Source organism: Novosphingobium sp. G106, assembly GCF_019075875.1.
GTDB lineage: Bacteria > Pseudomonadota > Alphaproteobacteria > Sphingomonadales > Sphingomonadaceae > Novosphingobium.
This window is the reverse complement of record NZ_JAHOOZ010000001.1, coordinates 3,257,357-3,269,382: the sequence shown is the minus strand read 5'-3', so window position 1 is coordinate 3,269,382 and position 12,026 is coordinate 3,257,357. Positions and strand designations below refer to the sequence as shown.

At 61.6% G+C, this 12,026-nt stretch carries 11 protein-coding genes and 1 tRNA gene; 6 read left to right on the top strand and 6 right to left on the bottom strand.

What is annotated here, in order from left to right; genetic code table 11:
• Positions 1 to 7: 7 nt before the first annotated feature.
• A complete protein-coding gene (locus KRR38_RS15475; RefSeq protein WP_217403069.1) occupies positions 8 to 502 on the bottom strand; it encodes a nitroreductase/quinone reductase family protein in 495 nt (164 codons plus the stop codon).
• An 86-nt stretch (positions 503 to 588) separates the two neighbouring features.
• On the opposite strand from KRR38_RS15475, the gene KRR38_RS15470 reads away from it, so the two are divergent.
• Positions 589 to 1,611 carry an alpha/beta hydrolase fold domain-containing protein gene (locus KRR38_RS15470; protein WP_217403066.1) on the top strand — a complete coding sequence of 341 codons (1,023 nt, stop codon included), beginning with the start codon at positions 589 to 591 and terminating at the stop codon, positions 1,609 to 1,611.
• Positions 1,612 to 1,635: 24 nt separating this feature from the next.
• Here the strand turns inward: KRR38_RS15470 and KRR38_RS15465 are convergent, their stop codons facing one another.
• Positions 1,636 to 2,325, bottom strand: a complete 690-nt coding sequence (locus tag KRR38_RS15465) for a GcrA family cell cycle regulator (protein ID WP_217403058.1) — start codon at positions 2,323 to 2,325, stop codon at positions 1,636 to 1,638.
• 89 nt (positions 2,326 to 2,414) lie between these two features.
• Between KRR38_RS15465 and KRR38_RS15460 the strand changes: the two genes are divergently transcribed.
• On the top strand, positions 2,415 to 3,296 hold the full coding sequence (locus KRR38_RS15460; RefSeq protein WP_217403056.1) for an ABC transporter permease: 882 nt from the start codon (positions 2,415 to 2,417) through the stop codon (positions 3,294 to 3,296).
• Positions 3,297 to 3,303: 7 nt separating this feature from the next.
• On the opposite strand, the gene hspQ is transcribed toward KRR38_RS15460, so the two are convergent.
• Positions 3,304 to 3,684, bottom strand: coding sequence for a heat shock protein HspQ (gene hspQ, locus KRR38_RS15455; protein ID WP_217403054.1), 381 nt, complete (start codon positions 3,682 to 3,684; stop codon positions 3,304 to 3,306).
• Positions 3,685 to 3,843: 159 nt separating this feature from the next.
• Between hspQ and KRR38_RS15450 the strand changes: the two genes are divergently transcribed.
• Both KRR38_RS15450 and KRR38_RS15445 read left to right on the top strand, forming a co-directional pair.
• Positions 3,844 to 3,933: transfer RNA gene (locus KRR38_RS15450), tRNA-Ser, on the top strand.
• 167 nt (positions 3,934 to 4,100) lie between these two features.
• Positions 4,101 to 5,441 carry an integrase arm-type DNA-binding domain-containing protein gene (locus KRR38_RS15445; protein ID WP_217403016.1) on the top strand — a complete coding sequence of 447 codons (1,341 nt, stop codon included), beginning with the start codon at positions 4,101 to 4,103 and terminating at the stop codon, positions 5,439 to 5,441.
• 523 nt (positions 5,442 to 5,964) lie between these two features.
• Here KRR38_RS15445 and KRR38_RS15440 read toward each other — a convergent pair.
• Genes KRR38_RS15440 through KRR38_RS15430 form a run of 3 tightly spaced genes read right to left on the bottom strand, consistent with a single transcriptional unit; the run spans position 5,965 to position 8,269 of the window.
• Positions 5,965 to 6,735 carry an SDR family NAD(P)-dependent oxidoreductase gene (locus KRR38_RS15440; protein ID WP_217403015.1) on the bottom strand — a complete coding sequence of 257 codons (771 nt, stop codon included), beginning with the start codon at positions 6,733 to 6,735 and terminating at the stop codon, positions 5,965 to 5,967.
• 31 nt (positions 6,736 to 6,766) lie between these two features.
• Positions 6,767 to 7,504: an enoyl-CoA hydratase-related protein gene (locus tag KRR38_RS15435; protein WP_217403014.1), complete on the bottom strand. Its 738-nt coding sequence runs from the start codon at positions 7,502 to 7,504 to the stop codon at positions 6,767 to 6,769.
• Between the two features lie 18 nt (positions 7,505 to 7,522).
• Positions 7,523 to 8,269 (bottom strand): SDR family NAD(P)-dependent oxidoreductase, encoded by a 747-nt coding sequence (locus tag KRR38_RS15430; RefSeq protein ID WP_217403013.1) that lies wholly within the window; start codon positions 8,267 to 8,269, stop codon positions 7,523 to 7,525.
• A gap of 284 nt (positions 8,270 to 8,553) precedes the next feature.
• Here KRR38_RS15430 and KRR38_RS15425 point away from each other — a divergent pair, with 284 nt between their 5' ends.
• Together KRR38_RS15425 and KRR38_RS15420 are read left to right on the top strand one after the other, a co-directional pair.
• Entirely contained in the window at positions 8,554 to 10,914 is a 2,361-nt protein-coding gene (locus KRR38_RS15425; RefSeq protein ID WP_217403010.1) for a TonB-dependent receptor, read from the top strand.
• A gap of 28 nt (positions 10,915 to 10,942) precedes the next feature.
• A complete protein-coding gene (locus KRR38_RS15420; RefSeq protein ID WP_217403002.1) occupies positions 10,943 to 12,025 on the top strand; it encodes a zinc-binding dehydrogenase in 1,083 nt (360 codons plus the stop codon).
• The last annotated feature ends 1 nt before the right edge of the window (position 12,026 follow it).

The window sequence follows — 12,026 nt, the reverse complement described above, 5'->3', positions numbered from 1 at the left end:
GTTGAAACTAACCCTTAAGTGTCTCTACTTCGTCGCCCGGCGCGAAGCAGACGATCGGGATTTCGCGGTTCGTCGCCGCCTGATAGTCGCGATAGGGCGGATAGACGCCAGCCATGAACTGCCAGATCGCGGCGCGCTCCTCGCCCGCCGGCTCGCGCCAGGTCGCGCGAAAGGCCTGGCCGCCGATCTGGATCGTTGCCTCGGTCGCGGCGGAGAGATTGAGGTACCAGGCCGGATGGACGTCGGCGCCGCCTTTCGAGGCGACGATCACGACCTCGCCACCCGTGTCGCCATAGATCAGCGGGGTGATCCGCTTTTCGCCCGATTTGCGGCCCACGGTCTCGAGCAGCAGGCAGGTGGTAAAGCGGTGGCCGCCGAGATGGCGGTAATCGAGGATGTGCCCATCGCGCCCGCCCGAGGAGAGATAGGTCTTCTTGTGCTGGGCAACGAATTCCAGCGTCGCCCGCTCGACTTCGGTCATCGCGACTTTGTCGCTGCTCATGGCAATCTCCCTTTGGTGCTGGCGCGAACTTGGCAGATGTGCTGCCTTGGGAAAACGGAAAAACAAAGCGATCGGAGAGAGCGGCAATGGCCAACCGGCTGGTGGAGGATCCCAGGGTCGATCCGCGCATCAAGGCGATGTTCGGCAGCAGTAACCCGCCCGTCCTGCCCGAAGTGACGAGCCGCGAAGAACAGCTGGCGATGATCGCTGCGCAGCCCGCGCCGGTCGAGATGCCCGAAGCTCATGCGCCGTTTGCAGCGGGGGTGCCGTCCGCCGGGCTAAGCATCCGCCGCCAGTCCATCCCCTCGCAGCCCGAGGGCAATGCGATCAATCTCCAGATCATCGTTCCGGAGGGAGAGGGCGGCCCCTGGCCCTGCGTCTACTACATCCACGGCGGCGGGATGATGATGGGCTCGTGCTTCGACCCGTTCCACAGCGCCTGGGGAAGGTTGGTGGCGGTGCAAGGCGTGGCCGTGGTCCAGGTCGACTTTCGCAATTGCCTCGTCCCCTCGTCGGTGCCGGAAATCGCGCCGTTTCCAGCCGCCCTCAACGATTGCGTCTCGGGGCTGCACTGGGTCCATACCCACGCTGCGGAGCTGAATATCGACCCCGCGCGGATCGTCATCAATGGCGAGAGCGGCGGCGGCAACCTGACGCTAGCGACTGCGCTCAAGCTGAAGCGCGACGGCGACCTTGATCTGATCAGCGGGCTCTATGCGATGTGCCCCTATCTCGCGGGCGAATGGGAAGGTGGCGAAGGTTCCTCTATGCAGCGCAACGCCGGCATCCTGATGGAACCGCCGACCAACTACGGCGCGATGGCCTATGGCATCGAGGAATTGCGCGGCCGCAATCCACTAGCCTGGCCGGCCTATGCCACGGAGGAGGACGTTGCCGGTTTCCCGCCGACGATCATCGCGGTCAACGAATGCGACGCGCTGATGGACGACGGCGTCGACTTCTACCGCCTGCTGCTACGTGCCGGAGTGAAGGCGCGCGGCAAGATCGTCCTGGGCACGGTCCATGCGACCGAAGTGTTCTGCATCACCTGCCCCGAGATCAGTCTCGACGCCGCGCGCGAGCTGGCGGCTCTGGCGCGCGGCGAATGAGCTAGGCTGCGTCAGCGAACGCCTTCAGCGGACTCTGGGCCCGCCGAAGGGCAACGGCGGAGGGGGCCGGCGTGCGCCGCGGGGCAACTGCGCCTGATAGGCGCGGCCGCAATGGTCGACGCAATAGGGGAACCCGGGGTTCACCTTGTCGCCGCAGAAATGGAAGTCGGGCTCGCCCGGGTGGCCCATCGGCCAGCGGCAGATACGGTCGTTGAGATCGAGCAGGCTCGTTTTGTCGGCGATCTCGGGGCTGGGCTTGGCCGGCACGAGGCGGCGCGGAGGGGCGGGCGGGATCGGCGCCTGCTGGTCGCCGGGACCTTGGCGCAGGAAGCCGCCGGGGCCGACCGAGACGATGCGCGGGCTCGGCGCGGCCGGAGCGGGTGTAGCGCCCGGTGCAGCAGAAGCGGCAGGTGCGGGCGACGCGGCGGGGGCCGGACGCGGAGCCGAGGGGGCCGGTGCCGGACGCGGTGCCGCGGCCTCGGCGCGCGGGGTGTCGGCCGCGGGCTTCGGCGGCTTGGCGGTGGGCGCGGAAGGCGCCTCGGGCTTGTCGTTCGGTTTGACCGGAGAAGGGCGCGCCTTGAGACCCAGACGATGCGCCTTGCCGATGACGGCGTTGCGACTGACTCCGCCCAGTTCCTCGGCGATCTGGCTGGCGGTCGCGCCGCCTTCCCACATCTTGGTCAGCTTCTCGATGCGTTCGTCGGTCCAGCTCATGCCAATTCCACTCGATTCATAGTCTAGGGCCAAAGTATAAGCCCGTTCGCCGCTTGCCACGGCAAAGGGCACCCGATAGTCGCCGGACCATGGCCAATCAACCCTACAGCACCGAAGCCGCCGGCACGCCAGATGCCATGTCGGGACTCCGCAAGTTTCCGCCGCAGGGGGAGGCCATCATCCACCAGGTCAACTGGCTGGGGCTGAAGACCCTCTATATGAAGGAGGTGCGGCGTTTCTTCAAGGTGCAGACCCAGACGATCTGGGCACCTGCGATCACGACACTGCTGCAGCTGATGATTTTCACGCTGGCCCTGGGCCAGGGCGGCCGTATGGTGCTGGGCGTGCCCTTCGCCACTTTCGTCGCGCCGGGCCTCATTGTCATGGGCATGATGCAGAACGCCTTCCAGAACGCGAGCTTCTCGTTTTTGTCGGGCAAGATGCAGGGCACGATCATCGATTTCCTGATGCCGCCGTTGTCCGAAGGGGAACTGATGGCGGCAATGATCGCGGGTGCGGTGACGCGGGCGGTCCTCGTGGGCTGCGCCGTGGCTCTGGCGATGTTCTTCTGGCCGGGCATCAGCCTGCACGTCGAGCACCCCTGGGCCGTCATATGGTTCGGCCTGATGGGCGCCGTGTTCCTGTCGTTCTTTGGCCTGCTGTCGTCGATCTGGGCGGAGAAGTTCGATCACAACGCCGCGCTCACCAGCTTCATCGTTACGCCGCTGACGATGCTTTCGGGCACTTTCTATGTGATCAGCAACCTTGCGCCGGTGTTCCAGGCGATCAGCCGCGCGAATCCCTTCTTCTATGTCATCTCGGGTTTTCGCTACGGCTTCCTCGGCCAGAGCGACATCGGCCATACGAACATGGCTGTCCTGCACGGTGCGCTAGGCCTTGGCGTGCTGAACGCCGTGCTGGCGACGATCACCTATCTGGTGCTGCGCTCAGGCTGGAAGCTGAAGAGCTGAACGCGGCTTAGTGCGTCAGGCCACGGCGAAGCTGATAGCGCTCGCCGTTGAAGTCCTCGAACAGCTGCTGCAGCGAAGGGTGATCGACCGGGCCGCCGGCGCCGTCGGCGAGCAGGTTCTGCTGGCTGACATAGGCAACGTAGCTCGATTCGCCGTTCTCGGCGAGCAGATGATAATAGGGCTGGTCGCGCGCCGGACGGGCGTCCACGGGGATCGCCTGATACCATTCCTCGCTGTTCGCGAAGACCGGATCGATATCGAAGATCACCCCGCGGAAGTCGTATAGCTTGTGCCGTACGACATCGCCGATGGCGAAGCGGGACTTCGTCTGCAGCGGTGCTTCGATGCGGCGTCCCGCCTGGGCGGAGAAGAAATTCGCGCGTTCCATACGACGACCATATAGGTTTTGTGCGGTTGTGTAACAAGCGAGGCTGGGGAACGTTCCCCGGATTTCGTCCCGGGGGGGCTTGGCAAGACCTGCCTTCTCCGCTAACCGCGCGCTTCGCCGACCGGGATGCCCCAGATGGGGCGCTCTCAAACACTTCGCGGAGAGGTGGCAGAGTGGTCGAATGCGCCGCACTCGAAATGCGGTTTACGGGTAACCGTAACGTGGGTTCGAATCCCACCCTCTCCGCCAGTGGCTCCTCCGTAAGGGGCCGCAGAAGTCCACTCGGATTGAAATTCTCTCACTGAAACCGATGCTTACGGCTCCGACTCGTCCGTCTGCGTCCGCAGGCCTCCGCTCGTCGCGTGGGTCTCGGATGTGGCCTCGGTGCTTGGAAAACGTGGCCTCGGAGAATCCACATGCTGAACGATGCGAAATTGCGCGCCGCCAAGCCGCGCGACAAGGAATACAAACTCACTGACAGTTATCGCCTCTACCTGTTGGTCAAGCCCGGCGGCGGAAAGCTGTGGCGATGGAATTACGCCTATGGCGGGAAGCAGAAGAGCATGAACTTTGGCATCTATCCCATGGTCAGCCTTCTTGAGGCGCGGGCCAAGCGCGACGAGGCCCGGGCGCTTCTGGGCGAGGGGAAAGATCCCGCGATCGTCAAGCGGCTGCGGATCCAGGCCAACCGCGATGCCGCCGCCATGACTTTCGAGCGCGTGGCGCGCGAATGGCATCAGACCCTCAAATCGCAGTGGGCAGCGATCCATGCGGACGATGTGATCAGGAGCCTGGAGCGCGATGTTTTTCCCGCTATCGGAGCGCTGCCGATTTCGGAACTAACCCCGCCGCTCGTGCTCCAGGCGCTGCGATCGGTGGAAGCTCGTGGGTCTATCGAGACCGCCAAGCGTATCCGGCAAAGGATCTCCGCGGTATTCGAATATGCTGTTGCCCAAGGCACCGCCACAAGCGATCCCGCCGAAAAGCTCGGCTCCGCCCTAAAGCCGCCGCGCAAAGGCAGGCAGCCGGCAATCACCGACATCACTCGGCTGCAGAAAATGATTCGGGAGGCCGACGAGGACTATGCCAGACCCATTACCCGACTGGCTCTGCGTCTCCTTTCGTTGACGGCCGTTCGTCCCGGCGAGCTACGGGGCGCGCGCTGGGACGAATTTGAAGATCTGGACGGTCCCCAGCCACTCTGGCGAATTCCGGCATTGCGGATGAAGGGTGACTGCGAACGAAAGGCGGAAGCGGATGGCGATCACCTGGTACCCTTGGCTCGGCAAAGCGTCGACGTACTGCGTGCGTTGTGGCCGATAACCGGCACATACGACCTGCTCTTTCCGAGTACCCGCCACGCCCATAAGCCCATGAGCGAGAATGCGATCGGCTATTTACTCAATCGCGCCGGGTATCATGGCCACCACGTCCCTCACGGTTTCAGGGCGGCGTTTTCGACGATCATGAACGAGTGGGCCAACGCCAAGGGCAAAACGGATGATCGAGCAATAATCGATCTGATGCTTGCGCATGTGCCGAAGGGAAAGGTCGAGGGTGCGTACAATCGCGCCGCCTATATGCCGCGACGTAGGCAGCTTGCGCAAATCTGGGCCGATATGCTGACCCCGCCGCTTGCGGCCCCGGTTGAGCTTGCTGAAAACCCTGCGAGGCAGACGGGCGCCCATTCTCGCAGACGAATGCCAAATCCGGTGTCGGACGATTTCCGCTTTCCGTCGCGGGCCAGGGTTGCGTAGCCATAGCCGTCGAATTTGGGGTTCCTCGCGCCGATCCGCATCGGCGGGAGGCCTCCGACGTTGGTAGTGACGGAGCCCTCAATGATCACCTGCTGCCGCCGACAATGTTGACGCCGGGCATCCTTCTGGCAGGTCCAGCAGCTGCCAGTAGTTCATATTGTCTTGGCGCCTTACGAAGTCCGTACGCTTGTGAGCATAACACTCTGATTTTAATTATTTTGCTTGTCAAAATAAACTTGCGTGTCGCCTTCATACAAGTTTTCGAAAATTAGCTAACCTAGGTTGGCTCTGCGACCCGAAGGGCTCACTGCACACAGTGACTCCTTTCCTTAGCGGCCTTCGGCTCCTGCCGTGGGCCGCTTTTTTCGTAAAGTGCCACACGGGCCTGATAGATTGATCGCCATCAGCCGCAACCGCCAACAAAGCTGACGCTCAGGCGGAGATTTCTAAACCCTATAACCTGCCATCCGTTCATCTGCGGCGATTGAGCCGGATCCGGACATAGCCGACGTTTGGTTCTGGGTTACCGTACCGAGATCAATCCTCCATCGACCGGAATAAGCTGGCCCGTGATGAAACGGGAACCGTCGCCAGCGAGAAAAATCATCACTGGCGCCAGATCTCTATCGGCATCTCCAAATTTGCCTCCGAGCGGGATTTGCTCGGCCGTGGCGCGGTCATGTGCTGCCAGATCGTCCGGAGTAAGAGCCTCTCGGAACCGTTCGTACATCGGCGTCACCATGTATGGGAGCACGGCGTTGACCCGAATGCCGCGTGGACCCCACTCGCGCGCGACACTGCGCGTCCACGTATGAACAGCAGCCTTGGAAGCGCCATAGACCGCATTGTTGACCTCAGCAGTCAGGCCAGACTCCGACCCGAAGTTAATGATGGCGCCTCCAGCCAGCATGTGCCGGTAGGCGGCGCCATTGGTGTAGATCGTGCCACTCACGTTGACGTCGAACAGCCAGGCTAAGGTTTCCTCCGGGACTTCGTGCGTGGGTGCATGGCGATGGACTCCGGCAACGTGTGCGAGGACGTCGAGGCCGCCCATCCGCTCCGCGGCAATGTCGAAAGCTTGATTTACCTGATCGCGGCTGCGAACATCACATTCAAGCAAGAAACTTGAGCCAGGGCCGGTGCGATTGGCCTCCGAGACTTCCCGTTCAGCCGTTTCTGCATCGACGTCGACGGCGCAAACCGTAGCTCCAGCGGTGACGAACGCTCGTAGCGTAGATGCCCCGATGCCTTGTGCTGCGCCGGTGACAATGATTCTTTTATCTCGTAGTTGCATAGGATTATCCTCTCTATTTCGATTGTGAGGCTCATCCTCCGCTCGATGACGGTGCGATCCGCTCACTATTGAAGGCGTCGATTTCGGGATATCGGCTTGCCAGAGCCAGCGGCAGCGACATTTCCAGTCCGCGATAGGTGGCGGCTTTGGCTGCCCTATTTGCGCCCGGCGAGCAGGAAGCGACCCTCTCCGCCCAGCGCGAAGCCGCCTCGAGCATTTCGGAACACGGTACGAGATCGTTGACGAGACCGTGGCGCACCGCGTCAGTCGCCGATAGCCGCTCTCCGGCCAGAATCATGCCCATCGCGATCGAGACAGGCAGCCGCCGGACGGCTCGGTGCACCACACCGCAATGATCGATGACGCCGATGTTGGTTTCCGGAAGCCCAAACACAGCGCTGTCCGCGGCGACAATGATGTCAGCGCACATGGCAAGTTCGAAACCACCGCCCAAGCAATAGCCCTGGACCGCTGCAATCAAAGGCTTGTTAAGTGCGAGGAGCGGGCCGCCAATGCCGGTGAGACCGCCTCCAAAGCCAACGCCGGTTTCGCCGTGCGCGCCAGATATGTCGGCGCCCACGCAAAAGGCGCGGTCGCCAGCCCCTGAAAGGATCACACAGACTATGGAGTCGTCCCGGTTTATCTCGAGCCACGCCTCCTGGAGTGCCTGCTCCATTTGGTCGGTGATCGCATTCAGCTTGCTGGGTCGATTTAATCGAACCTGGGCAATCTGCCCCTCGCGACTGAATTCGATATCTGCGCACGACATCCGCAAAATGCCCGATCGCTAGTGCGCAAGCATACCGGCATCGACGAGATGCTCGGCGCCGGTAATGTAGGACGATTCATCGGAGGCGAGGAAGAGAACCAGGTTCGACACCTCGCGAGGATCGGCGATCCGGCCAAGCGGTATCTGGGCAAGTGCCTCGCCGCCGACCTCGTCGGTTGCCTCGACCATCATCGGTGTTTGAATGAAACCCGGATGGACCGAGTTCACCCGGATGTTGTGCTTGCCATACTCCATTGCCGTGGCCTTGGTCATGCCGCGAACGGCGAACTTGCTCGCCACGTATGCCAGGCTTGGAAATCCGTAGTTCGCGGCCATGCCGGCGATCGACGAAATGTTGACGATAGATCCGCGGCCCCTCGTCAGCATGGCGGGCAACACCGCTTTCATGCCGAAAAAAACGGAATGCTGGTTGACGGCGCAGACGGTCAGATATTCGGCCTCCGAGAGATCCTGCGTCGTCGCGAGCGGCCCCAGGATACCGGCATTATTGACGAGAATATCGACGCCGCCGAACCGATCTTGCGCAGCGCTGACCACGCTCGCCCAGCTTTCCAGTCGGGTCACGTCTTGTTCGACGAAAATAGCGTTCTCGCCAAGCTCCGCCGCGATCGCGTTGCCCGTCTCGGCGTTTAAATCCGTAAGAACGACTTTGCATCCCTGCTCAACGAAAACGCGCGCATGGGACTGTCCCATCCCGCGCCCGGCACCCGTGATTATCGCGACCTTACCTCTCAACCGTCCCATATCGATTCACCCTAATATAAATTCGAAAAAAGGCTTTCACCTAGATGCTCCCGGCAGCAGGGGTTTGTCAATAATCCGGTGGGAATTGATGTAGCCGAGTAGATCGAAGTTCAAAAAAATTACTATCGTACAGATAGATAGTATCGTCGGGGGATTTGATGGAAGTGGCCTGGCGTGCCCGGACCAGAGCGCTCTTGGCCAAGGGGTTGACAGCAACCTAATTGAGATTAGTCTGATTGCAGGAATCATGGTCAAGTGATGACGCTAACGAAGGGGAGAGTTCGATGAACCTGCACAGGCAGCTGGTGGTCAGCGTTGGTCTTATGGCACTTGCGGCCGGTATGCCGGCGTTCGCGCAAAATGCCCCCGAGCAAACCGCTGAACCTTCGGGCGACAGTGCGCCGATCCCTGGCGAAATCATCGTCACGGCCCAGCGCCGCGCGGAATCGCTTTCGAAAGTTCCGGTGTCGGTTGCTGCCTTCAATGCGCAGGCGCTTCAGGACCGCAACGTTTCCAGCGAGCAGGACCTGGCCGCGCTGGTTCCCGGGCTCATCGTCAAGAGCGGTCAGAACTCCAATCAGATCAGCTTTACGCTTCGCGGTCAGACTCTCGATCCGTTTTCCGGGTCGAGCCCGGCCGTCCTGACCTACATCAACGAGGCGCCGCTCAGTGCCGGCAATACGGCCACGGCATTCTTCGACTACAGCTCCGTCCAGGTTCTGAAAGGTCCGCAGGGCACGCTTTTCGGCCGCAACGCGACAGGCGGCGCGGTTCTTTATGAGACCACAAAGCCTGGAGATACCTTTGGCGGATACGCGACGGTCAAAGGCGGCGAGCGCAATTACATCCAGGTCCAGGGCGCCATCGATATCCCACTGTCGGACGTGTTCAAAATCCGCGTAGCGGGCGACTATAACAAGCAGGACGGCTACATCCGCAATGCCAAGACCGGCAACACGCTGGGCGATACGGACGCAAAGTCCGGGCGGATCACGCTCGTCGTCGAGCCGTCATCGGGCTTCAAGAACACGACGGTCGCGCAGTATAGCGATTTCGGCGGATCCGAAGGCGCGGGCGGCCTCTATTCGTATCACGCCTGCGGCGAGAAGAATAATGGCTACACGCTGACCGCGACTCTCGACTGCGTCTATGGGCTCAACAGCCCGTTCGCACCCAAGCTCGGGAACGGTCCGATGGCAGACGGCACATGGCCGGGCGCCGTTGCCGGATATCTTCAGTGGCAGCAGCAGCATCCCTATGAGGTCTGGCTGAGTTACGATCTGCCGCACAAGGCGCACGCCTTCTTCGTGACGAACACCTCGGAAATTGAAGTCGGCGAAGACGTCAAGCTCAAGAACATCTTCAACTACTCGGACGCCTTCGCGCGAACGCCGGGAATCCTGTCCGGCTCTCCGTTCAACTCGCTCAACCTCTACAACCGCTCCGGGCTCGGCAACGGGCCTCCAGGCGGCGAAGAATTCACGACCCGGGCGATCTCGAACGAGTTGCAGCTGCAGGGCAAGACAGGCGCTCTTCAGTATATCGTGGGTGCCTTCTACTCCTGGACGAAGAAGAAGGAATACATTCCGGTTATCGTCGGGGCAGAACTCGCGACTCCGCTTGCCGACATCGCCTACTTCTATAATCAGATCTCGCAATCGAAAGCCGTCTTCGCCCAGCTGACTTACGAGGTAACCGATCAGCTCAAGGTGACCGGAGGTGGTCGCTACACCTGGGAGAACGCGGGGCTGGTTCAAAATCCGGGCAGTCTGTTCAACCTGACCGGCGCGACCCCGCTCAAGCAAAACGCCAATCTTTCGGATCCCAGCTGGACCTTCAACGTTCAGTACCAGATCAATCCCGAGAACATGATCTATTTCGCGCAGCGGGGAAGTTTCCGCGCCGGCGGGTTCAACGGTGCAGTCGTTCCCTTCAATAACGCCAACTTCTTCGGCAACGAGACCACCTACGATTTCGAGCTTGGCTACAAGTTTGCAGGCCACATCGGCAACGTGGCGTCACGCTTCAACATTGCGGCCTATCGCCAGACCGTGAAGAATGCCCAGCATTCGATCTATGCTCTGGTTGGCGGCAATCCGGCGGCCTTCACCGTCAACGTACCGAAAAAGCGGATCCAGGGCGTGGAATTCGACGGAAACTTCCAGTTCGCGCCTTGGCTCGAGTTCGGTTTCTCCGGTGCCTATACCGACGCCAAGTTCACGCAGAACATTGTCGATCTTTCGGCCGCAACGGGGGTTCCCGGGCTCAGGATTCCCTTTGACACCTATACCGACGCGCCCAAATGGGCGGGCTCGGTCTATGCCGTCGTCGGCGTGCCGATCTCCGAGGACATGGGGAAGGTAAACCTTCGCACCGATGTCTTCGGACAGACAAAGACCTACTTCTCGAACAACGAGGGCTCGATCACGCCGCGCACGCAATTGCCCGGATATGTGACTGTCGACATGCGGCTGAGCTGGGATAACGTGGCAGGCAGCAACTTCACCATCGCGGCCTATGCCAAGAATCTGCTCGACAAGCTCTACTACAACTCGGGCTATGTCGAAGGTGCCAGCGGCGGTTTCAACACGGCGATCTGGGGCGAGCCCCGGACCTTCGGAGCCGAGATCACGTACAAGTTCTAGCATCACCTGCTGGTCGGAGAGGACGAATATGAAGGGTAAAGCCTCGGTACTGGTCGAGACCGGCAGGGTCGAAACATGGGACGTGGATATCGCTCCTCCCGAGCCGGGAGGGGCGCTGGTCCGGACTGTGCTGGGCGGGGTGTGCGGGAGCGACGTCCACATCGTTTCGGGCGAAGCGGGAGAAATGCCTTTCCCGATCATCCTGGGGCATGAGGGCGTCGGCCAAATCGAGGCGCTCGGTGCGGGCACAGAGACCGACTACGCAGGTGTGCCCGTCAAGCCGGGCGACCATGTCGTCTGGGCGCCTATCGCACTGTGCGGTCGGTGCTACTCCTGCACCGTCCTCCAGCAGACTCCATGCGAGAACACCACGTTCTTCGAGCACGCGAACCGGCCGAACTGGGGCAGCTACGCGCAGTACTCGTGGCTACCCCGGGGCATGGCGTTCTACCGCCTTCCCGATGGTGCCGACCCGACGGCAATCGCCGCGCTTGGCTGCGCGCTGCCGACGGTGCTGCGAGGATTCGATCGCTGCGGCCCGGTGCAATTGAACGATGCTGTCCTGGTCCAGGGCGCGGGCCCAGTCGGTCTCTCGGCAGTTCTCGTCGCAGCGCAAATGGGCGCGCGCTGCATTGTCGTGATCGACAAGGCGCCGGCGAGGCTCGAGGCAGCGCGGAAACTTGGCGCGACTGCTACCGTATCGCTCGATCTTTCGCCGGAAGAGCGCAAGCGCGCCGTCTACGAGATTACTGGTCCGACCGGTCCCGACGTCGTCATCGAGGCTGCGGGTGTGCTTGCCGCTTTCCCAGAAGGCGTTGACCTGACGGGCCCCCACGGGCGGTACATCATCCTCGGACTGTGGGGCGCGATCGGCACCCAGGCAATTTCACCGCGCGATCTTACGATAAAGAACCTCAGCATCGGCGGCGCCTCGTTCCCGGCTCCGCGCAACTACTACCACGCGATGCACCTCGCAGCTCGGCTTCAGGACAAGGTGCCGCTGGCCGAATTGGTCAGCCATCGCTTCTCGCTCGACTCCGCGACCGATGCCTTGGAAGTCACACGGACCGGCGTTGCGACCAAGGCGGTCATCGATCCCTTCCTGACCTGAT